17 protein-coding genes and 2 riboswitches are annotated in these 24,911 nt (G+C 50.4%); of the genes, 11 read left to right on the forward strand and 6 right to left on the reverse strand.

All coding sequences use genetic code 11. The features are described 5' to 3' along the window. Positions 1-127: 127 nt before the first annotated feature. Positions 128-332: riboswitch (cobalamin riboswitch) on the reverse strand. Positions 333-634: 302 nt separating this feature from the next. From BM202_RS01960 to BM202_RS01970, 3 genes are all read left to right on the forward strand, one after another. Further along, entirely contained in the window at positions 635-3,097 is a 2,463-nt protein-coding gene (locus BM202_RS01960; RefSeq protein WP_093822779.1) for a TonB-dependent receptor, read from the forward strand. A 151-nt stretch (positions 3,098-3,248) separates the two neighbouring features. Continuing rightward, positions 3,249-4,457 carry a PepSY-associated TM helix domain-containing protein gene (locus tag BM202_RS01965; RefSeq protein WP_093822780.1) on the forward strand — a complete coding sequence of 403 codons (1,209 nt, stop codon included), beginning with the start codon at positions 3,249-3,251 and terminating at the stop codon, positions 4,455-4,457. Continuing rightward, the gene (locus tag BM202_RS01970) at positions 4,441-4,656 is read left to right on the forward strand and encodes a hypothetical protein (protein ID WP_218160498.1); all 216 of its coding nucleotides are present in this window, start codon (positions 4,441-4,443) and stop codon (positions 4,654-4,656) included. The genes BM202_RS01965 and BM202_RS01970 overlap by 17 nt, the downstream gene beginning before the upstream one ends. Before the next feature lie 58 nt (positions 4,657-4,714). Here the strand turns inward: BM202_RS01970 and BM202_RS01975 are convergent, their stop codons facing one another. From BM202_RS01975 to BM202_RS01990, 4 genes are all read right to left on the reverse strand, one after another. Beyond that, on the reverse strand, positions 4,715-5,119 hold the full coding sequence (locus BM202_RS01975) for a VOC family protein (RefSeq protein WP_093822781.1): 405 nt from the start codon (positions 5,117-5,119) through the stop codon (positions 4,715-4,717). Positions 5,120-5,204: 85 nt separating this feature from the next. After that, positions 5,205-6,545, reverse strand: a complete 1,341-nt coding sequence (locus BM202_RS01980) for a TolC family protein (RefSeq protein ID WP_093822782.1) — start codon at positions 6,543-6,545, stop codon at positions 5,205-5,207. A gap of 22 nt (positions 6,546-6,567) precedes the next feature. Further along, a complete protein-coding gene (locus tag BM202_RS01985; RefSeq protein WP_093822783.1) occupies positions 6,568-9,639 on the reverse strand; it encodes an efflux RND transporter permease subunit in 3,072 nt (1,023 codons plus the stop codon). A 36-nt stretch (positions 9,640-9,675) separates the two neighbouring features. Continuing rightward, entirely contained in the window at positions 9,676-10,776 is a 1,101-nt protein-coding gene (locus tag BM202_RS01990) for an efflux RND transporter periplasmic adaptor subunit (RefSeq protein ID WP_093822784.1), read from the reverse strand. Positions 10,777-10,987: 211 nt separating this feature from the next. Between BM202_RS01990 and BM202_RS01995 the strand changes: the two genes are divergently transcribed. The 3 genes from BM202_RS01995 (at position 10,988) to BM202_RS02005 (ending at position 14,566) form a co-directional block, all read left to right on the forward strand. After that, on the forward strand, positions 10,988-11,317 hold the full coding sequence (locus tag BM202_RS01995) for an ArsR/SmtB family transcription factor (protein WP_093822785.1): 330 nt from the start codon (positions 10,988-10,990) through the stop codon (positions 11,315-11,317). Positions 11,318-11,354: 37 nt separating this feature from the next. Then, a riboswitch (cobalamin riboswitch) is annotated at positions 11,355-11,565 on the forward strand. 134 nt (positions 11,566-11,699) lie between these two features. Then, on the forward strand, positions 11,700-12,347 hold the full coding sequence (locus tag BM202_RS02000) for a hypothetical protein (RefSeq protein WP_093822786.1): 648 nt from the start codon (positions 11,700-11,702) through the stop codon (positions 12,345-12,347). Positions 12,348-12,385: 38 nt separating this feature from the next. Further along, positions 12,386-14,566: a TonB-dependent receptor gene (locus BM202_RS02005; RefSeq protein ID WP_093822787.1), complete on the forward strand. Its 2,181-nt coding sequence runs from the start codon at positions 12,386-12,388 to the stop codon at positions 14,564-14,566. A gap of 140 nt (positions 14,567-14,706) precedes the next feature. On the opposite strand, the gene BM202_RS02010 is transcribed toward BM202_RS02005, so the two are convergent. Together BM202_RS02010 and BM202_RS02015 are read right to left on the reverse strand one after the other, a co-directional pair. After that, entirely contained in the window at positions 14,707-16,584 is a 1,878-nt protein-coding gene (locus BM202_RS02010; RefSeq protein WP_093822788.1) for a cytochrome c peroxidase, read from the reverse strand. 90 nt (positions 16,585-16,674) lie between these two features. After that, a complete protein-coding gene (locus BM202_RS02015) occupies positions 16,675-17,439 on the reverse strand; it encodes a TrmH family RNA methyltransferase (RefSeq protein ID WP_093822789.1) in 765 nt (254 codons plus the stop codon). Between BM202_RS02015 and tamL the strand changes: the two genes are divergently transcribed. The 5 genes from tamL (at position 17,438) to BM202_RS02040 (ending at position 24,847) form a co-directional block, all read left to right on the forward strand. Further along, positions 17,438-20,101 carry a translocation and assembly module lipoprotein TamL gene (gene tamL, locus BM202_RS02020; RefSeq protein ID WP_093822790.1) on the forward strand — a complete coding sequence of 888 codons (2,664 nt, stop codon included), beginning with the start codon at positions 17,438-17,440 and terminating at the stop codon, positions 20,099-20,101. The two genes, BM202_RS02015 and tamL, sit on opposite strands and share 2 nt — an antisense overlap. A 295-nt stretch (positions 20,102-20,396) precedes the next feature. Further along, entirely contained in the window at positions 20,397-21,887 is a 1,491-nt protein-coding gene (gene miaB / locus BM202_RS02025) for a tRNA (N6-isopentenyl adenosine(37)-C2)-methylthiotransferase MiaB (protein WP_093822791.1), read from the forward strand. A 91-nt stretch (positions 21,888-21,978) separates the two neighbouring features. Next, a complete protein-coding gene (locus BM202_RS02030) occupies positions 21,979-23,367 on the forward strand; it encodes a sigma-54 interaction domain-containing protein (protein ID WP_093822792.1) in 1,389 nt (462 codons plus the stop codon). Further along, positions 23,357-23,914 (forward strand): LPS assembly lipoprotein LptE, encoded by a 558-nt coding sequence (gene lptE, locus BM202_RS02035; protein WP_093822793.1) that lies wholly within the window; start codon positions 23,357-23,359, stop codon positions 23,912-23,914. The genes BM202_RS02030 and lptE overlap by 11 nt, the downstream gene beginning before the upstream one ends. Before the next feature lie 96 nt (positions 23,915-24,010). Beyond that, positions 24,011-24,847, forward strand: a complete 837-nt coding sequence (locus BM202_RS02040) for a hypothetical protein (RefSeq protein WP_093823589.1) — start codon at positions 24,011-24,013, stop codon at positions 24,845-24,847. Positions 24,848-24,911: the final 64 nt, after the last annotated feature.

The following is a 24,911-nucleotide window of genomic DNA, read 5'->3' on the forward strand; positions in this document are numbered from 1 at the left end:
TTAGGCTGAATCTGGGTTGTTTCCAGCACCAACGAGTGAGAGGACGGACAGGACAAGCGTACCAACAGGCTAAGATGATCCCTGAAGACTAAACCGCCCAACTTGACCATGCCTCAAAACGCGAAAGCATTGTCAACAAAAAAAGGCAGGTCTCCTGGCTTGTAACATCTCTGCCAACCTTCCCAGCCCGGCAAATCGGACCAGTGGACGTACCCGGCGATGACTCGCCCCGGCAGAAATTTCAGCGTTACTTACAGTTGCGCGACAGCTCGTGACTCACACACGATTCCCTATTAATTGCAGCGAAGCAAACCCTTCTCTGTTGGAGAAACAAATATAACTACGGGGCGAAGATACCACTTTTGGCGCTATCCACTCAGCAAAACGTAGTAAGGCGTAAACAACCCTCATAAAGTTAGTCATCATATCAGCCAACGCTTTCAAGGAATTGCCTAACGGAAATAGGAAGTTTCATAGCTATTTAAACAATTGGGTCGTCAACTTTCCTGTTAGGAGAAACAAGACAATACAAACTTTCCGTATCACTTTACCTGAAAATCACGCAAACTACTTGCGCGGTTTCTTGTTTATATAGTCATTTGCATTTTTATAATTAGTCTAAATAAGAGTGAAAATGTTTAAGAATTTACAATTCCTGTTGATCATTGCCACTTTCGTTGCCCTTCCTTTGCTCACGAACGCCCAGCAAATGGCTACGGTTCGGGGGAAAGTATTGACGTCTGATGGCAATCCGGCGGAGTATGTTACAGTCGTTCTGAAAGGAAAAGGCCAGGGTGCCATTACCAATAGCAAAGGCGAATATGCAATTACCAGGGTAAAAGATGGTTCGTATACAGTACTGGTTTCGGCCATTGGCCTGCGCTCTGAGGAGAAAACCGTTACGGTTTCCGGAAGGGAGACGTCAACGGTTGATTTTACCTTATCGGAGAACACGGCGCAGTTGACGGAAGTCATTATCCGGGCGGGTAAACTGAACCGCTTTTCGGCTAAAAGCAGCGACGATGTCGGTAAAATGCCGTTGAAAAACCTGGAAAATCCGCAGGTTTACAACACCATCGGTAAAGAATTACTGGCCGAACAGCTGGTCTTTTCAGTGGATGACGCCATGCGAAACGCCCCCGGTCTTCAGAAAATGTGGGACGCAACGGGCCGCGCTGGCGACGGTGGCAGCTTTTACAATACGCGTGGGTTCATTGTGCAGAGCCAGCTCAGAAATGGCCTTGCCGGTAACGTAACGAGCACCATCGATGCGGCCAATCTGGAAAAGCTGGAAGTCATCAAAGGCCCATCGGCTACGTTGTTTGGGAGCACGTTGACGTCATACGGTGGCTTGATTAACCGGGTTACCAAAAAACCATACGAGACCTTTGGCGGAGAAATTTCCTACGCGGGCGGCAGCTACGGATTTAACCGGGTGAGTGCCGATATCAACACCCCGCTCGACAAAGCGAAGCAGTTGCTTTTCCGTCTGAATACAGCGTTCAATTACGAAGGTACGTTCCAGACGCAGGGCTTTTCCAGAACCTTCGCCGTTGCGCCAAGCCTCTCGTATAAAGTCAACGACCGCTTATCTGTCCTGGTCGACGCCGAATTGTTTCAGGGTCGTAACGTAGGCAAGCAAATTCTCTTCTTTTATTATCCCGCAGCCGCACTGGGTGCTTCACGAGCTGACCAGTTGAACGTCGATTATCGAAATTCGTACATGGGAAGCGGACTTGAGCAGACCTCAAGAAGCGTCAATTTGTTTGGCAAAGTGACCTACAAGATGTCGTCAGCCTTCACATCGACAACCAATTTTACCCATAGCAGCAGTTTCTCGAACGGCTTTGGTCCTTATTTCTATCTGATGCCCGATGCGGCTATCACCGGCAATGCAGCTGATGCCGGAAAAGCGAATTACCTGGCCCGAGCCGATCAATCGACGAACCACAGCACCAATCGGGTTTTTGAAATCCAGCAGAATTTCAATGGCGATTTCAAAATCGGCGCGATGCGTAACCGTATTGTTTTAGGGCTGGATTACCTACGTATCAATTCGGATCAGCACTTTTTTGGTAGCCAGCTCGACGTCGTGCCTCTCAATGTGCCGGGTTATGATTACAGCCGGTTCAATGGCCCCCGGATGGACTCGCTTTACGCCAGCGGCCCACCCCAGTTTACGTATCCCCTTATCAACAAATCCAATACGTATAGCGCGTTTGTATCGGATGTGCTGAACCTGACGGATCGCTTAAGCGTACTGGCCGCCTTACGGGTCGACCAATTCGACAACAAAGGCGGATCGGTGGGCAGCGACAATGTTATGTCATACAACCAGACCGCCCTGTCGCCCAAGTTCGGGCTTGTCTTTCAGCCGATTAAAGATCGCGTTTCGCTGTTTGCCAATTACCAGAACAGCTTCAATAACAAGGGCGTATATAACGCTTACGACGTAACGGCACCGGACAGTATTGCCCGAAAGGTTGCTAAGCTGGAACAGGCGAACCAGTTTGAAGCGGGTGTCAAACTCGATGCGTTCAGTGGTAAATTGACGACTACGATCAGCTATTACAACATCAAAGTAAAAGACATTCTCCGCACCGATCCCAACCCGCTGGCAGCCGCCCGATTTGCCCAGACGCAGGACGGAACGCAGTTGAGTAAAGGGGTTGAATTTGACGTCATTGCCAACCCGTTTAACGGATTCAATGTCATTGCCGGATTCAGCTACAATGATTCCAAACTGGTGAACGCCGATGCCGATGTAGAGGGTCGTCGGCCGACTACCGCTTCGTCACCTTATCTGGCTAACCTGTGGCTCAGCTACCGGTTGCCTGATTACCTGATCAAAGGTTTAGGCTTCGGTTTCGGCGGCAACTACGCCAGCGACAACAAAATCCTGAACAGTGTCAGCCAGGGCGTCTTTATCCTGCCCGCCTACACCGTTCTGAACGCGACCGCTTTTTATGAGCAGAGAAAATTCCGTATTTCGGCCAAGGTGGATAATCTCACCAATCAACATTACTGGATTGGGTACACGACGATGAATCCGCAAAAACTGAGAAGTATTGTCGGTAGCATCAGTTATAAATTTTAAGTAAGTGCCTGTCAAAACCCCTAAACCGCATCGGCGGACCACCCCTGAAGGGGACTTTATCTATTCGCAAGCAAAGTCCCCTTCAGGGGCGGTCCGCCGATGCGGTTTAGGGGTTTTGACATTATACAAGCGAAACAAAACCAACAGCGCCATGAGTACGACAAAGGGAGTTAAGACGTGGTTTCAGATTCATAAATGGACTAGCCTGATTTGCACGGCTTTTCTGCTCATGCTGTGCCTGACGGGCTTGCCGTTGATCTTTTCCGAAGAGATTGAACACCTGGATGGCGCGGCAAAGCTGGCTCCCGCCATGCCCGCGGGAACACCAAATGTGGGGCTCGATCGATTGGCCAAAACCGTAAAAACCGCCTTCCCGAATAAGGTCACGCGCTACGTATTCTGGGATGAACATGAGCCCAATACGACGACTTTTGGCCTGACCGATTCCTTAACCGCCCCGCCAGACAACTTCAAGAACGTCATCCTCGATGACCGCACGGCGAAAGTACTTGACGAACCTAAATACGACGAAGGGTTCATGTATGTGATGCTGCAACTGCACGTGGACATGTTCATGGGCATTGGCGGCAAGCTCTTTCTGGGCCTGATGGGGTTGTTGTTTATCGTAGCTATCGTTTCCGGCCTGATGCTGTACAGCCCGATCATGAAACGCTTTGATTTTGGACTGGTACGCACCGAGAAATCGACTCGCCTGAAATGGCTCGACTTACATAACCTACTTGGCGTTGTGACCGTGGCCTGGGCCGTAGTAGTTGGCTTTACGGGCGTCATCAATACGTTGTCGGAAGTGGTGCTGGGGTTGTGGCAGCAAGGTCAGCTGGCCGAAATGGTGGCTCCGTATAAAAATGCCGCTCCCCTCAGCGGCAAACTCAGTTCGCTCGATCAGGCAGTGGCCATCGCCCGAAAAGCAGCCCCCGACATGACACCCTCGCTGATCGCCTATCCGGGTACGTTATTTTCCAGCCAGCACCACTACGCTATTTTTATGAAAGGCAACACGCCCCTGACCGAGAAGTTGATTAAACCCGCTTTGGTGGATGCGAAAACCGGCAAGCTGACCGACATGCGGGATATGCCCTGGTACGTTAATGCACTGTTCATTTCGGAACCGCTGCATTTTGGGGATTACGGCGGATTGCCACTCAAAATCATCTGGGCAATTTTCGATCTGATTACGATTGTGGTTCTAGGTAGCGGCCTGTATTTGTGGTTTGCCCGAAATAAAGCGACCAAAGCACAAATTACCCGGATGGAAATCAGTCGGCAAAAAGTAAATCGTCAGCAACTGGAAGAGTCCGAAATCGTAAGCCTTAGCGTAGAGAATGAACAAGAAAATTAAGAACAGTTTCTGGCATGTCTGGGCCATCCCAACCCTATTGGCCGTCGTGAGTCTTTTCGGGCTGATCTCCGCATTGGTGGGCGACGATTTTCTGGATTTACTTTCCTGGATCACCCTCACAATTCCCCTCGCCGTCATTACGTGGTTTGTCGTGATTGCTTTCAAGAAGAACGGGAAGCGCAGAACAACAGCAAAATAGAGTTTACGTTTTATCGCGTGGCGAACTGAATCAATGGACTGCCACGCGATAGAACGCATTAATCAACCAGCGTCGACGTAGCAAACAACGTAATTTGCATGCCATCGGGTGCCTGAACCCGCGAAACCTCACTCCAGGGCGCGGTTGTGGGCGGTGCCACCGACGTAGCGCCACCATCGATCCACGTTTCCGTTGCGGCTGCGATCGGCTCAACAACCCGCAACGCCAGCCGGACCGGACCCGCCACGCGCTTCCCTACTTCGATTTGATCAATGCGCTCGGCATGTTTACTGTCAATCAATTCAAGCGATGCCCGACCAGCGTCCAGAATAATGCCATTACCGGCGTCTTCGTGCCATTCTTTCGACGTCTCCAAACCGATTGTATCGCGGTAGAAACGGATTAGCTCATCCAGATTATCGACGGTGAGGATAAGGCGGAGTTCTTTAACTGTGGTTTTCATAAGATTTTTAATTTCAGGCAGGATGAACTGGATTCAGATAAACATCCTGTTTAATCCAGTTCATCCTGCCTGAAAAAGAACGTTGTCACTTGATTCTCCCCAGCACTTTGTCCAGATTGACCGTCGCGGTGAGGTAATCGTACACGGCTTGCAGGTAATTTGACTTGGCCTGCGTGAGCGAAAGTTCGGCGTCTGACATATCCAGCCGAGAAGCGATTCCCTGTTTCCAGCGGTCGCGGGTAATGCGATAACTTAGTTCCGCTACCGATATGGTTTGCCGTTGGGTTTCGATCCGTAAACGCGCTTCCTCTACGTTCGCCAGCCCAATTTTCACCTGCGCCCGAACAATCTCTTTTAAATTCGCCACCTGCGTTTCCGTTTGCTGCCGCGTAATCTGTGCCTGCTGGATGCGGGAATTCGTTCGGTAGCCGGTAAAGATGGGGACGCTCAATTGCAATCCCAGATACGTACTAACTGGCCATCTGTACTCGTCGACCCGAAAATTATTGGCCTGCGATTGCGACTGAGCCAGCCCAATGGCTGACAATTTGGGTTGGCGCTCGGCTACTTGTATCGCTACCTGTTCCCGATTCAGTTTTTCGATCAGTTCCAGTCGACGCACTTCGGGTCGGGCCTGAACGGCCTCGAAATAGGCATCATTACCCGGCAAGGCAAAAAGTGATACGTCGTAGCGTAGTGAATCCTGCAAATCGATGGTTTCCTGCTCATCCAGCCCCATTGTCCGCTTCAAAACGGTTTTGGTGATACCAATCCGATTCGTCAGTTGGATCAACGTCGGGCGCAGATTTTCGACCGTAACGAAGGCGCGTAACGTATCGACGCGGGAGGCCCGTCCCTGCGCCAGCAGCGACCGTGCATCTTTCAGCGCCTGCTCATTTCGGGCGATACTCTGTTGTTGCAGTCGAAGCTGTTCCTGCGTGATCAGTACGTCCAGATACGCTTTTTTCACATCCGTTACAATGCTGGCCCGAACGTCGGCCAGGGCTTCACCCGTTGCCAGTTCATCAATTTGTGCCGCCTTTATACCCGACCGAACGCCAGCCTGAAAAAGGGGTTGCGTGGCCGCAATGCCACCCAATAACGCATTCGATCCACCCACGCGGAACGTCGCCAGTTGGTTTTCGGGAAGACCCACGAAACTCCCCGGCAAAAACGAAACCTGTTTATTGAAATAGTACAGGTACTGGGCAGAGCCCGCTACGTTCGGCAGTGAATAGCTACGGGCTTCCACTACTTTCTGGGCCGATTTGGTCGTTTCCAACGTAGCAACCTGCAAATCACGGTTTTTATCCAGGGCCAGCTTAACGGCATTTTCCATCGTTAACTGGCGCACCTGGGCCTGCGTTCGCCCGGCGCTACCCCAAATCAACAGGGTAGCGAGGAGCATATAAATAAGACGTTTCATGAAATCTGTTAAATGATAGTTATTACTCGGCCAGTTCTAACTCCGCAACCTCAGCGTGTTTGTGAACTTTGGAGAAGTAGGAATACACCGCTGGTATGATGTAGAGTGTCAGGAAGCCAGCGAACAAGAGGCCGCCAACAATGACGGTGCCGAGTGAATTGCGGCTGTTTTCCGTGAGTGCAATCGGAATGGTACCGAAGATCATGGCCAAACTCGTCATCAGAATCGGGCGGAACCGGGACGCAGCGGCCGCTTTGGCGGCTTCAAACGGACTCAATCCCTGTTCTTTGCTCTGGTTGGCGAATTCCACGATCAGGATACCGTTTTTGGTGATCAGACCAATCAGCGTGATAATCCCGATCTGGCTGAAAATATTCAGTGTCTGACCAAAAAGCCACAGACTGAGTAAGGCCCCCGTCATGGCCATCGGCACGGTGAGCAGGATGATAAACGGATCGATCAGGCTTTCGAACTGAGCCGCCAGCACCAGGTAAATCAGGATCAGGGCGAAGACGAACGCAAACAACAGACTCGATGAACTTTCGGCAAAGTCGCGCGATTCGCCCGCCAGGGACGTTTTGATGGTCGGTGGCAAGACTTTCTGAGCAATCCGATTCATTTCCGCGACACCATCGCCAATAGTTTTTCCCGGCGCTAACCCGGCTGAAACCGTCGCCGAAATCGACTGATCGTAGCGGTAGATGGCCGCCGGACTAATGCTCTCTTTGAACGAGACCAGATTATCCAGCGAGACGACTTCCCCGGTTCGGGTGCGTACATACATGGCTTTCAGGTCGTAAGGCGTATCGCGGTCCTGCTTCTGCAACTGACCAATTACTTCGTATTGACGGTCGTTGTAGATAAAATACCCGTATCGCTGACCACTCAACGCCAGTTGCAATCCGCGAGCGATTTCAGCCACCGAAATCCCCAGCTCAGCCGACTTAGTGCGGTTAATGGTAAGGACCAGTTCAGGTTTGTTCACTTTCAAATCCGAATCCGCAAATCGGAGAATCGGGCTTTTACTTGCTTCGGCCATAAATTGAGGAAGCACCGCCGTTATGGCCGCCAGATTTGGCGCCTGCAATACGTATTGAACGGGTTGCGACTGACCAAATCGACTGCCGATGGTTGGCGGCTGAACCGGAAATACCATCACACCCCTGAAATTCTGAGCGTTTTTGGAATAGGTCGCGAAGACATCGGCCTGCGTGGTCGTTCGTTCATCGGCTTTTTTGAGGAAGGTATTTTGAATGGCAACGTTGACCGGCGCGGGAGGGCCAAACGTCAATGCCAGAATCGAATACGTCTGAAATAAACCCTTTGTGGAATCGACCGAGAATTTGGCGATCTCCTTCATGTACTTCTCGGTGTACTCGTACGACGAACCTTCCGGTGCAACCACCGCTAAACTAATCTGCGAACGGTCTTCTAACGGAGCCAGCTCCGAGGGTAACTGCTTGCCAATGAAGTAGATCAATCCGAACGTGACGGCCAGCGTTGGGAAAGCGACCCAACGATAATTCATAAACCAACCCAGGGATTTTTCGTAGCCCCGATTCAGCCCTACAAAATACGGTTCGGTTGTCCGGTACAGCCAGTTTGGGGTCGTGTGCCGTTTCAACAGGTAGGCGCTCATCATCGGTGAAAGCGTCAGCGCGACAAACGCTGAGACGAGCACCGAACCGGCCACCACCACGGCGAATTCCTGAAATAGCTTTCCAGTCACGCCCGGCAGAAATAGAATCGGCAGGAAAACGGCGGCTAACGTAATGGTCGTTGAAATAACCGCGAAGTAAATCTCCGACGACCCCTTGAACGCAGCCTGCAACGGCGACATCCCTTCTTCCACTTTGGCGTAGATATTCTCCAGCACCACAATGGCATCATCAACCACCAGCCCAATCGCCAGCACTAACGCCAACAACGTCAGGATGTTAATGGAATAGCCAGCCACGTACATGATGAAAAAGGCCGACACAATGGACACCGGAATCGCCACCACCGGAATGATGGTCGAGCGCCAGTCGCGCAGGAAGAGAAATAAAATCAGGATGACCAGCCCGAAGGCCACAAACAGCGTTTCTTCCACTTCGGAAATCGAATCCCGGATCGGTTCCGTAAAGTCTTTCCCAATCGTCAATTGATAATCGGCGGGAATTTCCTTGCGCAATTCTTTGAGTCGACGGTAAAATTCATCCGCAATTGCGACGGCATTGGCACCCCGCTGTGGTTCGACAAAAACCCCGATCGTTGGCGAGTTTCCTTTCAGGCTGTTCAGAATCGCCGTACGTTCATTTTCAGCCCCTAACTCCGCGTAGCCAATATCCTTGAACCGAATAATACTGCTCCCCTCCTGCTTGAGAATCATGTTATTAAAATCATCCTCCTTCGTCAATCGGCCCAGCGTCCGAACGGTCAGTTCGTTCCGGTCGCCTTCAATCCGACCCGACGGTAAATCCACGTTTTCTTTTCGCAGCGCCTGCTCAATATCCGACGGTGTTAGTTGATAAGCCGCCAGTTTGGCCGGGTCGATACGCAGACGCATCGCGTATTTTTTCTCGCCCGCAATACCCACCCGTTTTACGCCCGGAATGGTCTGCATCCGCTCTTTAATGACCGTAGACGCGATATTACTGACTTCCAGAATGCTACGTGTTTTGCTCTCCACCGCCATGAAAATCACGATGTCGCCACTGTTCGCTTTCTCCACGATGGGCGGATCGACATCGCCGGGTAACAACCGACGGGCTTTGGTAACTTTATCGCGAACGTCGTTGGCGGCCGCTTCTAAATCGGCGTCGAGGTTGAACTCAACCGTGATCACGCTGGCCGCTTCCCGCGAAACCGACGAGATGGTACGAATGCCGTTGGCTTCTCCAATCGACTCTTCCAGCGGTTTGGTGATCTGGTAGGCGATCACGTCGGGGCTGGCCCCCGGATGCGTCGTGGTGACGGTGACGATTGGCGAATCGGTGACGGGATATTCCCGGATGCCCAGATACGTAAGCCCAACGAAACCAAATAATATAATCAATACCGAGAGCACCCCGGCCAGCACTGGCCGCTGAATACTAATTCCCGCTAAACTCATGTGTGTAATTTTTTAAATCGATAAAAGAGACGTCAACTATTCGACCGTAGAAACCGTAACAGGAACGCCCGTATCGAGACGTAGTAGATTGGTGGTCAGCAACGTATCACCGATGGAGAGACCGTCCAGAATTTGAACCGTTCCTTTGGTGCGGCTTCCGGTTTTCACGTCACGACGTTCGGCCTTACCGTGGTTGAGCCGGAATAGCGAGTAGCCTTTGGCCGTGGGAATTAGTGCTTCCGTCGGAATCAGGATGCCGTCTTGCGCTACGTGCAGCGCAAAGGCGATTTTAGCCGATGAACCCGGCACGAGTTTGCCGCCTTTGTTTTCGCTAATGGCTTTTACCAGCAGACTCCGCGTGTTGGATTCCATCTTGGGCTCAGTTGCTGTTACCTTGCCAACGAACGACTGATTGCTGTTTTCAGTCATAAACTGAATCGCCTGACCCGGCCGAACGTCGGACGCGTATTTTTCGGGAATCGTGAAATTGACTTCCACCCGACTAACGTCATCAAACGAACTCAGCACAGTCGACGGCGTTACGTAGGCACCCACGTCCACCCGTTTCAGGCCCAATTTTCCGGCAAACGGTGCCCGAATTTCGGTCTTCGCCAGGTCCACATCGATCATTGCTATTTCGGCTTGCAGTACGTTGAGGTTTGTCAGTACCTTGTCATATTCCTGCTGATTGACCGCTTCGGTCGCCAGGAGTTCGCGGAAGCGTTTTTCGTCCAGCTGCGCCAGTTTTGCCTGAAGGGCTATACGGTGTTTTTTAGCCAGCAAATCGGCGTCATCCAGTTTATACAGCAACGTTCCCTGACTAACGTAGCTGCCTTCCCGGGCATATACCCGAACGAGTTTGCGGGCTACTTCACTCACCAGATCGACCTCCTGATTGGCCGCGATGGTTCCTGTTGTCTGAAGCTCGTCAGTAATCGTTTCGCGTTTAACCACGAAAGCATCCGAAGCGACAACATCCGTTGCGTCTTTATTATCGGATGGTGGTGCCGTTGCGGCTTTCTCTGCCGATGGGTCGGCTTTTTTGGAAAACAGTTTTGGTGTAATGAAGAAAAGCGCGAAGGCCAGTGCAATGCCACCGGCGATAACTGATTTTGTTCGATTTTTGATCGTTTTCATTGTGTTTATGGTTGTATTATTTTATTGTTCTACAACTATCGAACTTTAATTGTTTTATGGTTATCGAACAAGTCGACTTGCGGGATGGTTCATCAAGATTAAAATCAATTGAATTATTTTAACTCGCCCGATTGTTGTGGTAGCAATTACTGTAGCTACTCCTTTTTCGGTTTAGTAGACAGGATTGGCAAGTAGTAGAAGGAATAAGATTATGAAGACGTACCAGCACCCCACAACGGATCAGATTACCTTAACCGGCGTACTACACGCGCTGAGTGATCCGGTGCGACTCAATTTTGTGCAGTGTTTAGCCAAGCTGACGAGCGAATCGCCGTGTGGGGCCATTCCGTCACCCGTTGCCAAATCGACCATGTCGCATCACCTGCGGGTGTTGCGCGAGGCCGGCATTATTCATATCCGTACCGAAGGCACCCAAAGCCTGACGTCACTTCGCCTGCACGAACTGGAAGAAAAATTTCCCGGCGTGTTAGGCTCCGTGCTGAAAGCCGCTACTACGTATTCGATTGCAGAGGAAGCCTAATTACTGATTTTCTCAGCGCTCTTTGCCTAAAAAGACTACTTTTGCCCCGTCAATTGGTGTGCTTCCTTATCCGAAGCACTTAAAAGGGAATCCGTCGAGCCACGTAAGCGGTTCTAATCGGAGCAGTTCCCGCTGCTGTATGTTAACAAAAAGGTTTTGACACGTAATGCCACTGTTACGCGACAAGCGTGATGGGAAGGCGTCAAAACTGAACGAGCCAGAAGACCTGCCTGTCGACATGATAACCGGTTTGCTTTCGGGAAGAAAAGCAAAAGGAGAACTGTGGCAGGCTGCGTTTTGTAGCCCCTATCTCCATTTGTCGTTTCTCGTCTGCTCCCCGGCCTTTTTTCACTACGGGCAACACCCAGATCGAGAAACCTTCATGATTAACCCTCTTTTACTGGATTCCCTACTGCTTGGCGTTCAACACTCCTTCGAGCCCGATCATATGGCGGCCGTGTCGGTGCTGGCGTCCGAAAAAGATAAAAATAATCGCGTATCGGCAGGGCTTCATTTATGGCGGGTTATCTGGCGGTCGTCGCATTGGGCGTTGGGACATTCGTTTACGCTGGTGCTATTCGCCTGCCTTATTTTACTGCTCAAATCAACGCTGTCGCTCAACATTGCCGCCAAAGTGGAACTGGCCGTTGGTCCACTCATGATCTGGCTGGGCGTTGTCGCCATCCGGCGAAATTTCAAGCTGTCCAAGCCGCATACTCACGCGGTTCAATCCACTACGTTGAGCCGGTCTTTTTGGGTAGGCATGGTGCATGGCCTGGCAGGTACGGGTGGGGCCTGCACGATCGCGCTGACACTTGCCGCCCGCGATGCCTCGACCGCCGTCTGGATTATTGTGCTACAAAGTCTGGGTATTATTGTCGCCATGACCATCTATGGCTGTCTGCTGGCTTTCTCCTTGAATAAAGTCGTCGTAAAATGGCAATCGGCCCTGCGCGCCATCAACTACGTAGTGGGTGCCTTTTCAATTGCCATTGGCGTATATACCCTCTTCGAAGTTTTTCAGTCTTAATCAGTACCTCAGTTTTCATGCAACAGTCTATTTACCAAATGTCTGTACGCCGTCTCTGGCTTCCAGTCCTGACTTCATTTAGCCTATTTTCTACCTGTGTAACAGCAAGCGGACAGCGTATTACACCCGACTCCACGCGGGAACGCGCCCTCGATCCGGTGGTCGTGACAGCAACTCGCTACGAAACGCGCAAAGAAGTTATCCCGCAGAAATTGGACATTATCTCCCAGCAGGATATTGCGCTGACACCCGCTTATGACCTGACGGATATTGTCAAAAAAACGGCCTCGGTAAACGTCATTCAGTATCCAAGTCTTTCGTCGGGCATCGGCATTCGGGGATTTCGACCACAGTTTTCGGGCCTGAATCAGCGTACGTTACTCCTGATTAATGGCCGTCCAGCGGGGGCAACCAATTTATCACTCATCAACCTCAACGGCGTCGACCGGATAGAAGTCCTGAAAGGTCCCGCATCATCTTTGTACGGTTCGCAGGCGATGGGTGGCGTTATTAACATAATAACCCGCCGGTCGAGGGGCGAAACGCGGGGACTTGCTTTTCTGGAATACGGTAGTTTCAAGACCGTGCAATCGGGTCTGAATGTGGGAGGAAACCTTACCAAAGGACTGGATTATGATCTTTCCTTCGCCTATTTCGAGCGTGCCGCTGACTACAAAATTGGGAAAGATAACCTGTTGCGGAATGCCTTTGGCTTCACTACGTCCCAACGAAACTACAGCGCGAAACCCGCCGAAAGGGTTGATGAGACCAAAAGCGATGGGCAAACGCGACCTTTCACGCAGATGCACTACTACTCCGGCGCGCTACGTTTGGGCTATCAGTTGAGCAACAAATGGCGCGTTGATGTGCGGGGCGAACGCTTCCAGGCACGCGATGTAGAATCGCCGGGCGATATTACGTATGGCTCCACCGAAGCGAGCAGCAAAGACGTTGACCGGAATACAGGAGAAGCTTTAGTAACGGGCGAACTCGGTAAGCACCGGCCCGGTCTAACCGTTTTTAGGGCCGAAGAAGCGACTAACAATATCACCACCAACGTATCAGGAAAACCCACTGTCCCCTACCGTTCGACTCAGACAACAAACGCCTGGCAGGGTATTCAACTCAAAGACGTCTGGCAGCTCGGGCGTCATTCGCTGATTGTGGGGTACGACTATTTGAACGCGTCTACTCAAAGCCGCCGGTGGATCAACGACACAACCGAACGGGCCCCTACCCAACCTAACTACGCGTTGATCTCGTCGGCCTTCTACGCTCAATTGCTCCTGACGGTCAACCGGCTGACTATTCAACCGGGTATTCGCTACGATAACATTACGTTTGACGTAAAAAATACGCCCCTGCTTACTACGTATCAGGGCGGCAAAAAAACGAATCCGTTTGTGAGTCCAAGCATTGGGTTAAGCTATCAACTCCTCCAGTCAGTACGCGTCAAAGGGACGGTTGGTCGGGCGTTCGTGACACCAGATGCCTTCAGCGTGGCGGGTTATTCCGAAACCCGAACGACGGCGGGAAAAATTTCGGTCATTGCGGGGAATCCAGATTTAACGAACGAAAGCAGCCTGGGGTGGGATTTGGGGCTGAGTTTCAGCAAACCCCAAACGGGACTTTCGGCGAACGTAACGTACTTCTCAACGCACATCAAAAACCGCATTGCCCGCGTGGTCTCGACTGTTAATGAGGTGTTACCCAATAAAGATGTCATCGTGTCGCGGACGAGCTACGTCAATGCCGCCGACTCCGACATCAGTGGTCTGGAGACAGAAGTAGCTTATGATTTTGGTGCGTTGAAGAACTACCGCTACTCATTGCGGGTGTTTGCCAACGCGACGTCGATGTTCAGAGCAACCGAAATTATTGTCGGAACGGATGCCTCGCGTAGTGAGCGTGACATTGCCAACGTAGCGAAGACCAACGTCAATTATGGACTGGAATACGATAACCTGAGCTGGTTACGAATGCGCTTATCCGGCCGCTACGTTGGTACCAGAAAAGACACTGATTTTACGGATGTCGCCAGCCCCGAAATCGAATATCCAAGCTACATGGTGCTGGACTTTGCTACGTCGTTCAACCTGGCCAAACGACATACCATGACCCTGCAGGTCACTAATTTAACAGACGAAAATTATTACGAAAAAAGGGGGTATAACCTTCCGGGACGAGCGGTGTCGGTTCGGTATGCGGTGGCATTTTGAGTTGAGTTTACCCCACCCCAACCCCTCCCCTTGAACTAAGGGGAGGGGCTACTAATAAGAGAAGGAGCTACTAACACTACGAGGTCTCACCCCTCCCCTGTTTTTCAGGGGAGGGGCCGGTGGTGGGGTAAATTTCTCGATCAATACCTCCCGCCCAGTCTCCTGGCGTTCAGTTCTGGGTTTCCTTCAATAGCGGGCAACTGGCTGGGACGTTGTGTGAGGCCCGTTGTGTCGGTTAGGGACTTCATGAAGGCAACCAGTGCTTTTTGCTCTTTCAGGGTCAGATTCAGCGGATCTTCAGCCAACGTTTGCCCTTCTACGGCAATGCCGATTCCAATACCACCACCCCGATTGTAGAAATCAACCACCTGATCCAGCGTTTTGTACGCACCATTGTGCATATACGGACCCGTCAGGCCAGCGTTACGAACGGTGGGTGTTTTGAAGGCAAACCGGTGAATATTTTTTTGATACGTATTAAATTTCCCCTCATCCTTATCAATTCGAGCGCGTCGTTTTTTTGGTCGCCGGGGCACGCCGATAATTTCACTATCCATTTTCTTATCGTAAATGGGCGGCACAAAGCCGTTATAAACCGGAAAGAAATGGCAGGTGGCACAACGGGCTTTGCCTAGAAACAGGTTAAACCCATTCCGTTCATCCTCCGATAGTGCTGCCGGTTCTCCACGCAAATATTGGTCAGGACGAGCGTTCAGGCTGGTGAGGCTGCGGATATAGCTCGCCAGTGCATTGCGCAGATTGGGGGCGGTAAGTCCCGAAGAAAAGGCTTCGCTGAACATTTTTTTGTACTCGCTGCTGGAGGCCAGCTTTTTGACTGCCGAATCGGGTGACGTACGCATTTCGTGAATATTATTCAGCACGTCGTGCGCCTGATCTTCGAGAAAAAACACGCGTGAGTCGTAGAACTGAACATTTTGCAAGCCCGCATTTAACAGGGTTGGCGCATTACGTATCACTGATTTACGACTACCAAACGCCCGGCTTTTCGGTCGCCCATCGGTGAACGCCCGCTCGGGCTGGTGGCAGGACGCGCAACTACGCGCGTTGTTTCCCGACAACAGCGGATCAAAAAACAGTACTTTCCCCAACGCAACTTTTTGGGGCGTACTAACAAAATCACCAAAGTTGATCAAATAATCGGGGCGAAACGCGCCTGAATCGGACAGCGTTGCTACGTTCGGCGAGAGGAAGCGGGCGTTGCTGATGGTGCGAATACCCAGTTCCAGACGCGCCTGTTTTAACGATCGGCAGAGTGGATACAGCTTATCTCTTACAAATGCAACTCGGTCGAAGTTATCAAAGCCGGGAGCCTGCTCAATGGCCTGAATGGTTTCTGCCCATCGCTGCTCTAGTTGATTACCAAGCGGTTGCGTTAACCGCATTGCGTAGGGCCGGAACGTATCATGAAGCTTCCTGAGCGATACGACCGCTTCGGGTAAGCCGGTACGGGCAGCGGGCGCATCATAGCCCGTGATGCCCAGAGCTACTATCCTGAACAGTTGCTGGCGAATGGCTTCTACGACGTCCGTATCATTTATGAGATCGGCCGGTATACCCTGCTCCAACCGGGATGAGTACGCCATCAAAACAGTCAGTTCGCGGGTTAACTCCGCCTTTTGTTTGGGGGCATATGTGGGGAACAGATAGGGCTCTACAACTTGCAGTCCCGTAGGCAGAATAGGCGTCTGACCCGGCTCATATTCCTCCACCTCCACTACCGGCGGCCCATTCACGTGACTGGCCAGAAACGGCTGGTAGTATTCCAGCAACCATTCGATACGTTTGTAATCCTGGCGGCTTCGCACAAAAGCGGCTCTGAGCGAATCGGCGGGTGCATCCGCCAGTACGTAAGCAGCCAATTGCTGCACCTGCTGATGAAAGCGTGTTTTATCAGCCAGGAATTGACGGTACACGGCCTTACTATCGGACGGGAAATCCTTTGGCAGAAAGGCCGCAATGGACACTACCATGAAACATAAACCCAGTAACCGATACATTGGTAAGTATGAAATAGTAGCCTGGACGGCTACGTCCGGGGTGAAGCCAGGTGTTGTTTACCCAAACGTGGCCGTCCAGGCTACTAAACTTTATTGAGTGACCCGTCGAATGTTATCCAGCAATATGGCCGTTGCGATACCCACATTCAGCGATTCGGCGTCCCCGTACCGAGGGATCGTGACACGCTGGGTAACATACTGCGCTGTATCTGGCCGGATTCCATTCGACTCATTGCCCATGACCAGATAACCCGATTTGCTGAACGCCAGTGTATGCACGTCTTCGCCATCTAAAAAAGCGCCATACACGGCTAATTTACCGACCGGCTCATCGTTGGATTGCTTCAAGACGTCTGCTACGTTGCCATACCACCAGTTCACCCGCGTGAACGAGCCTTTGCTGGCCGAAATAACTTTGGGATTGTAGACGTCGGCGGTGGTTTCGGAACAGAGAATTTTTCGTACGCCATACCAGTCGGCAATGCGCAGGATGGTACCCAGGTTACCGGGGTCACGGATATCGTCTAAAATCAGCGCAATCTCGTTAGGGGCGGCCAATAGTGGACGGTTCTCTTTCGTTTTAACAACGGCCAGGGCAGCGTTGTTACTTTCGAGCGTCCCGGCCCGCTCCAGTTCAGCAATCGATACGATTTCGACCGGTGTTCGTTGGCGTTCTGTTAAGTGAACGTTTTCTTTGTAGAACGCTTCGGTTGCAATGACTAGTTCGGTCTGAAAATCGGATTGTAGCACCTCTTGCACGCTCTTGGCGCCTTCGACCAAAAATGTGCCGTGTTGCTGTCTGAATTTTTTCTGATGCAGCGACTGAATATATTTAAGTTGATTTTTGGAAAGCATGAAAAAGATGTATGATGTCAAATATATGATGTATGATCGGCTCCAGAGCTATACATCTTACACCATACATCATATATCGAGAATAAGCCTTTTCCTGATAGTTACCTCCCTATCCGGCTGTCTGAGTTCCAAGCAATTAGGCAACAACGTCTATTTACTGACGTCCCAAACGGTGCGGGGCAACAAGAAGATCTCTACGGAGTCGCTGGAGAGCCTTATTCCCCAAAAACCCAATCGCCGGATTCTGGCCCTGCCCATCACCCCTCCGCTCTGGTTTTACCAATTGGGATTGCGCAAGTATAATCACGAAGCCGCCGTGCGTGAGTTTCAGGCCAAAACTAACGAATTTGAGCAGCAAAGCCAGCAACTAGCGAATCAGCCAGACGCCCTTAAGAAGTTAAACCGACAATATGGACGGCAGTTAAAGCGCCTTCGTGTAAAGGCAGAAGAAGGCAACTGGATCATGCGTAGCCTTGGCGAGCCGCCCTCCTATTTTGCCGAAGCCGATGCAAAGGCCAATGCCGCCAAAATGCAGAAATATCTGTCGGACAAGGGGTTCTTTAATGCAAAAGCCACGTATAAGCTCGATACGTTACGTCGACGGCAGATCCGGGTCAATTACCTGGTGGCGGAGAATGAAGGGTTTTTCCTGCGGAATATTGTTTATAACATCGCCGATCCGCGCGTTGATTCCATCGTCCGTAAATCGTTTGATAAGTCTCGGCTTAAGGTGGGTGAACGATTTGATTTCGATAATATGTCGGGCGAGCGGATTCGGATTGAGTCGTTGCTACGTGATCAGGGATATTATGCCTTTTCCCGTCAATACATCCGGGCGACCGACGTCGATACGGTTCGGCGGGGAAATGACCGCCGGTTCCGCGATGGGCTCGAACCGGGCGACTCCACCCGGCGCAATGTCGATGTGGCCTTGCAGATTGTGAATCCTCCGGGCAAGTCCGCTCACCCAATTTACCATTTTGGCGAGGTAGACGTACGTATTAGCCCCGATGCGACTCAACCTATTGTGGCTGGGGTTAGTCTGGATACGGTCAAACGCAATGGTATTACGTATCTGCTGGGTGGGCGCGATATTTCTGTCCGGCTACTGGATGCCAAAATTCAGGTCAGGCCAAATTATTTATATAGCCAGACCGATTATCGCGATACGCAACGGCAATTATTCGTCTTGAACCAATTCAAGTTCGTTAACCTCAATTTCGTTGATACCACGAACCGTCTATTGCGAACGCTTATTACGGCAACTCCTTTAGACAAATACGAAGCGACAGCGGAAGGGGGCGCTACGGGTCTGTTGTACCAGGGAAAAGGGTTTCCCGGTGGATTCGGCAGTTTGATTTTCCGGGTGCGTAATCTGTTCGGCGGCCTGGAAACGCTGGAAACCTCCGTCCGCTACGGTTTAGAGGCCCAAACCGGATTTGTACCAGACCCCAATAGCAATCGGGCGGTTTATACATCGCAGGAACTGGGGATCAGCAGTTCGCTTATTTTTCCACAGATTTTATTTCCGGGACCTATCCGATTTAAGTTCAACCGATACGCCCCCCGCACACAGATAAGTTTAAGTTATAACAATACGTATCGGCCCGATTTCAAACGCTCGCTTTTGCGAGCAAGTATGGCTTATAACTGGCAAACAACAGCCGCCAAACAATTCAGCTTCCTGATTGCGGATATTAATCTGATTAATGCAAATCCAGGTACTAATGAGGTAATTAGTAATGCATTTCAGGCACAGTTGGATTCATTAAGAAATCAGGGAAGCACCGTCTATTTGAGTTTTCGGCGGTCACTTAGTTCAAGCTTTAGTTTCGCTTATACGTACAACACGAATACGCCAGGCCAAAATCGTCGCGCTAATTTCCTCCGTGCGGTTGTTGAGTCGGGTGGTACGACTCTGAATTTTTTTACCGATGCGCAGCTACGTAATCTTTTCAATACGACTGACACCACTGGTTTACAGTTCTATAAGTTTCTTCGTGTCAACGTCGATTACCGGCATTACATTCCGCTCCGTTCCCGCACTACGCTGGCGTTTCGGTTCAACACAGGGTTAGTTTATGGATACGGCTCCAACAGAACCGCCCCCTATGAAAAATTATTTTTCGCTGGTGGAAGCAACAGCATTCGGGCCTGGTTACCCCGGCGGTTAGGTCCCGGTTCCGAATGGCCACAAAAGCTTGATGACCAGCCTGTCTACAATCCTAAATATCCTGGCCAAAAACAATTAAACTACGCAATTGAGAAACCGGGTGACATGATTATCGAAGGCTCTGCGGAACTACGTGGCCGCCTGTTTCACCTCGGGGCCGATGTAAATGGGGCTATTTTCATCGATGCGGGCAACGTCTGGACACTAACCAATAACATCAATCGTCCTGGTACGGTCTTTAAGTTCGATACGTTCTTTCCGCAGATCGCCGTCGGCACCGGTGTTGGCTTACGATTTGATTTCTCATTTTTCGTTATCCGTTTCGATGGAGGCATTAAAGTTTGGGACCCCGCACGGCGCATCCCGGACAATAATAAACCAGATGGCATTGACGATCAACGTTTCATTTTACCCAAATTCTCGTTCAACAGGTTGTCAAGTGGCCCTAATCCACTGGTAATCAATTTCGGGATTGGCTACCCTTTCTAAAACGTATTGGGGTTGTTTACGCTGGCCTACTCATCTCCTCAATTGAAAGCCATATTCGCCTAGTAAGCAAAAGTTAAGTCTAGCAACTTACCGTAGATTCATTTGAGACGAATAGTGGCGCAAGTTGTTTTTCATAAGCCCCTCAAAACTCTCTTAAGAGAAATTAACGCACAGATCCTGCCAAAATGACAGCACAATCGGGGCTTTCTTCGTAATTTTGCAAAAAAGAGTCGATAGCCATCAGTCAATGATCGATAGCTACTGACGACTATTGACCGACGACCATCGACTTATTATGACGCTCATCCCCGAACTGACCATACTGCAAGCTGCTGATAAGGAGCACATTGACCTGCCGCGTACGCTGGAAGATGAATTGGCCATTGGCAAAAAACGATTATACATAGAAAGTTACGGCTGCCAGATGAACTTCGCCGATAGTGAGATTGTGGCAGCCGTCATGCGTAACGCTGGTTATGCAACCACCTCAACGGCTGAGGACGCGGATGTCATTTTCCTGAACACCTGCGCCATCCGCGACAATGCCGAACAAAAAGTCCGTCATCGGTTAAAACACCTTACCGGTCTAAAACGGCAAAAACCCGAACTGCTGGTCGGTATGCTGGGGTGTATGGCCGAGCGTCTGAAAACCAAGTTACTGGAGGAAGAAAAAGTGGTCGACATCGTGGCGGGTCCCGATGCCTACCGGGATATTCCCAAACTGGTTGAAGAAGCCGAGTCAGGACAAAAAGCGGTCAACGTATTTCTGTCGCGCGAAGAAACTTACGCCGACATCTCCCCTATTCGACTAAATTCCAACGGTGTAACGGCTTTCGTATCGATCATGCGCGGTTGCGACAACATGTGCAGTTTTTGTGTTGTACCCTTTACGCGGGGCCGGGAACGTAGCAGAGATCCCTACTCCATCGTTCGTGAAGCACAGGATCTCTTCGATCGGGGTTATCGAGAAGTGACACTGCTTGGTCAGAATGTGGATAGTTACAAATGGAATGATGAATTAGGAATGATGAATCGGTCCGCCGATGCGGGTAAATTGATTGGCAGTCAGACTGTTTCATCATCCATCACTCATCATTCATCATTAAGTTTCGCAGGCCTTCTCGAAATGGTGGCGCGTATCCATCCTGAGCTGCGGGTGCGGTTTTCGACCTCCCATCCCAAGGATATTACGGACGACGTATTGTACACGATGGCTCGTTATGACAACATCTGCAACTACATCCACCTGCCCGCCCAAAGCGGCAACAGCCGGGTCCTGAAGTTAATGAACCGGACGTATGACCGGCCCTGGTATATCGAGAAAATCAACAGCATCCGCCGGATTCTGGGTGACGACTGCGGTATCTCAACCGACATGATTTCAGGCTTTTGCAGCGAGACCGAAGCCGAACATCAGGAGTCGTTGACACTTATGGATTTCGTACAGTATGACTATGCCTACATGTTCGCCTATTCAGAACGCCCCGGTACGCTGGCAGCAAAAAAATACCCCGACGATATTCCGGAAGACGTTAAGAAACGGCGATTGAGTGAAATCATCGCCCGACAACTGGAGCATTCCGCCAAACGTAACCAGCGCCATATCGGGCAAGTGCAGCGGGTACTTATTGAAGGTCCGTCCAAACGTTCCGACGATTTCCTGTGCGGCCGGAATGACCAGAATAAGATGGTTGTCTTCCCGAAAGGCGATCTCCAGAAAGGCCAGTATGTCAACGTATTAGTAACCGAATGTACATCGGCAACGTTGCGCGGGGACGTAGTTTAGCGTTTATGGTATTCGGTTTATGGTTTACGATTGTTGTTTTGTGGCAGCGCACCGTAAACCACAAACCGAATACCGAATTCAGTAACCATTTATGAATCAACAGGAAATTCAAAGCGTTAAACAGCGCTTCGGTATAATTGGTAACGCACCGGCACTCAACTACGCCATCAACGTAGCGATGCAGGTAGCGGCTACCGACCTGACCGTGCTCATTACGGGTGAAAGTGGCAGTGGGAAAGAATCATTTTCCAAGATTATTCACAGCCTGAGTGCCCGGAAACACGGTCAGTTTATTGCGATCAACTGCGGGGCAATTCCCGAAGGTACGATTGATTCTGAGCTATTTGGCCATGAAAAAGGCTCATTTACAGGCGCCGTCGATTCGCGAAAAGGGTATTTTGAAACGACAAACGGCGGTACTATTTTCCTGGACGAAATTGGCGAGATGCCCCTCGGTACACAGGCTCGTCTGCTACGTGTTCTTGAAAACGGTGAGTTCATTCGCGTTGGGTCGTCCAAGACCCAGAAAACCGATGTCCGTGTTGTAGCCGCCACGAATGTTAACCTACTGGAAGCTGTCGAGAAAGGTAAGTTTCGGGAAGATTTGTACTACCGGCTCAACACGGTTCCCATTTTTGTGCCCCCCCTCCGCGAGCGTGGCACCGACATCGAATTGCTATTTCGCAAGTTCACGACCGATTTCGCCGAACGGTATCGGATTAAACCGCTGCAACTCACCGACGATGCGAAGCAACTGCTAATGAGTTTTCCATTTCCAGGTAATATCCGGCAGTTGAAAAATATGGCGGAGCAGATTTCTATACTCGAATCGGAACAGAACAAGCCTATTGATGCCGAGACCTTAAGCAGATACCTACCTCAATCGCAGCAACCCAACCGCACATTAGCCCTGTTTCCGCAAGCAAATGGCAGTAATGGCGAAAACTTTTCGGAGCGGGATTTACTCTACAAAGTGCTGTTCGATATGCGCCGGGATGTCAATGATCTCAAAAAACTTGTCCGCGATGTGCTTGGCAATGAACAGGATGGTCGGCAGATTTTGCATACACACAAAGACCTGTTCGATTCTATTTCGTCGGATGGTGACCCTCGACCAGCGACGGACCCTAACGTAACACGCTTTTTGCCAGCTGTTAACAGCTCGCCATCGCAGCCAAACGTAGTGCCCCGCGACCGACCCAACGGGCCAGCCGCTCCACCCGTAGAAACGTATGGCAGTCATCCACCGGTGCAGATTTTTGATGATGTAGACGGAGATATCAATGATGTAACGGTGGAAGACGTAACCCACGAAACGGAGGAAGACGACTCGCTTTCACTCGAACGTCAGGAAAAAGAAATGATCCTGAAAGCACTTCGGCGGAACAACAACAAACGAAAGTATGCAGCTCAGGCACTCGGCATCTCCGAACGCACGTTATATCGCAAAATCAAACAGTATGAGATTGATGAAGAGTAAGTTATTTAAGAATGATGAATTAAGAATGGTGAATAAGAATTGGAGACACATTGTCATAACATTCATCATTCTTAATTCATCATTCATCATTCAATCCTGCGGGGTTTATTCCTTCACAGGTACAACCCTATCCCCTGATATCAAGACGGTTACCGTTAATAACTTCGTATTGGCAACGGCCGGTGGCCCAGCTAACTTACCGCTGACGTTCAATGAAAAACTAAAGGAATATTACCAGCGATATACGAACCTGAAAGTGGTTCCCGCTAATGGTGACATGGTACTGGAAGGCAATATTACAGGCTATGATTTGGTGGCGGTAGCGCCAACGGCCACTGATCAGGCAGGTGTTAACCGGCTACAAATCACGGTGCTGGCCAGATTCTACAATAATAAAGACGAGACTAAGAATTTCGAGCAACCCTTCTCATTTTACAAGGATTTTCCCCAGAATCAGACACTCAGCCAAAATGAAAGTCGTTTAGTACCGATTATTCTGGATCAGATTGTCCTTGATATATTCAACAAAACGGCCGCCGACTGGTAAAATTGGAATGATTAATCATTAATGATTAATGATTCATACAAAAAACTTCTCTCCATTTATCACTCATCATTCATTATTCATCATTACTTTCGACCCATGCTGGCACTTGACAAAGAAACTTTTTCGTATTGGGTCACTCATCCCGACGATCTTACGCCTACTGACTTCGTGCAGTTGCAGGAAAGTCTGTCAACGTACCCGTATTGTCAGTCACTGCACAGCCTGATGGCAAAAGCGGCTTCAGTGCATCAACGTAGCCAGACCGTTCCGTATGTTCGTCGGGCAGCCGCCCACGCGCTGAGCCGGAATGCGCTACGTAAGCTGATTGACAATGAATTTCAGTGGTCGGAAAACCTGTTGACGAAGCTGAACGAACTGTCATCCAAGCACGTCCACATACCCGATGATTACCAGCAGGAGAGTTACGCGTTCTTTAAATCAAAAATAGGGTTCAGCAACGGGTTTCCTAAATTTTCATTACTGCATATACCCAACCAAGATGAGCTGGAACCCGTCGTCACTACGCCCACGCCCGAAGACCTGACACTCACCGAAATAAATCTACAGAATGATCTCTCTCAGATTAGCGAAACAACACCAGCGCCACCTGTCCTTTCTGCTGCCGACATTGAACGCCAGCGGCAATTTGATCTGATCGACAGCTTTATCAAGAAAGAGCCGCGCATCTCACCCGTGCGTACCAAGCCAGATGAACAACTTGAGCAGGAAGATTTAACAAAACGAACGATATCGGCCGCTGGTGGTGGATTGGTAACCGAAAGTTTTGCTAAAATCCTGGAGAAGCAGGGCAAAATTGATAAAGCCTGCGAAATCTATCGAAAACTAATGGTGAAAAATCCCGAAAAAAAGGCGTACTTTGCGGCAAAAATCAGCGAATTAACGAGGGCGAAAGGTGACTCAACTGAATCCTAAAAACCTTTCCTGATTACTAACAACTCTTTACAGATAAAACGCACCGGCGTCCCGGTGATAACAG

Origin of the sequence: Spirosoma endophyticum (assembly GCF_900112365.1) — a bacterium.
In the GTDB taxonomy this organism is placed as follows: domain Bacteria; phylum Bacteroidota; class Bacteroidia; order Cytophagales; family Spirosomataceae; genus Spirosoma; species Spirosoma endophyticum.

What these genes read in the sequence shown, in the direction of transcription:
- BM202_RS02040 (WP_093823589.1), top strand. Translation starts at nt 24,011, where the DNA reads ATGCTGGCACTTGACAAAGAAACTTTTTCGTATTGGGTCACTCATCCC.
- lptE (WP_093822793.1), top strand. Translation starts at nt 23,357, where the DNA reads ATGAAGAGTAAGTTATTTAAGAATGATGAATTAAGAATGGTGAATAAG.
- BM202_RS01970 (WP_218160498.1), top strand. Translation starts at nt 4,441, where the DNA reads ATGAACAAGAAAATTAAGAACAGTTTCTGGCATGTCTGGGCCATCCCA.
- miaB (WP_093822791.1), top strand. Translation starts at nt 20,397, where the DNA reads ATGACGCTCATCCCCGAACTGACCATACTGCAAGCTGCTGATAAGGAG.
- BM202_RS01980 (WP_093822782.1), bottom strand. Translation starts at nt 6,545, where the DNA reads ATGAAACGTCTTATTTATATGCTCCTCGCTACCCTGTTGATTTGGGGT.
- BM202_RS02005 (WP_093822787.1), top strand. Translation starts at nt 12,386, where the DNA reads ATGTCTGTACGCCGTCTCTGGCTTCCAGTCCTGACTTCATTTAGCCTA.
- BM202_RS02015 (WP_093822789.1), bottom strand. Translation starts at nt 17,439, where the DNA reads ATGCTTTCCAAAAATCAACTTAAATATATTCAGTCGCTGCATCAGAAA.
- BM202_RS02030 (WP_093822792.1), top strand. Translation starts at nt 21,979, where the DNA reads ATGAATCAACAGGAAATTCAAAGCGTTAAACAGCGCTTCGGTATAATT.
- BM202_RS01985 (WP_093822783.1), bottom strand. Translation starts at nt 9,639, where the DNA reads ATGAGTTTAGCGGGAATTAGTATTCAGCGGCCAGTGCTGGCCGGGGTG.
- BM202_RS01975 (WP_093822781.1), bottom strand. Translation starts at nt 5,119, where the DNA reads ATGAAAACCACAGTTAAAGAACTCCGCCTTATCCTCACCGTCGATAAT.
- BM202_RS02010 (WP_093822788.1), bottom strand. Translation starts at nt 16,584, where the DNA reads ATGTATCGGTTACTGGGTTTATGTTTCATGGTAGTGTCCATTGCGGCC.
- BM202_RS01960 (WP_093822779.1), top strand. Translation starts at nt 635, where the DNA reads ATGTTTAAGAATTTACAATTCCTGTTGATCATTGCCACTTTCGTTGCC.
- BM202_RS01965 (WP_093822780.1), top strand. Translation starts at nt 3,249, where the DNA reads ATGAGTACGACAAAGGGAGTTAAGACGTGGTTTCAGATTCATAAATGG.
- BM202_RS02000 (WP_093822786.1), top strand. Translation starts at nt 11,700, where the DNA reads ATGATTAACCCTCTTTTACTGGATTCCCTACTGCTTGGCGTTCAACAC.
- tamL (WP_093822790.1), top strand. Translation starts at nt 17,438, where the DNA reads ATGAAAAAGATGTATGATGTCAAATATATGATGTATGATCGGCTCCAG.
- BM202_RS01990 (WP_093822784.1), bottom strand. Translation starts at nt 10,776, where the DNA reads ATGAAAACGATCAAAAATCGAACAAAATCAGTTATCGCCGGTGGCATT.
- BM202_RS01995 (WP_093822785.1), top strand. Translation starts at nt 10,988, where the DNA reads ATGAAGACGTACCAGCACCCCACAACGGATCAGATTACCTTAACCGGC.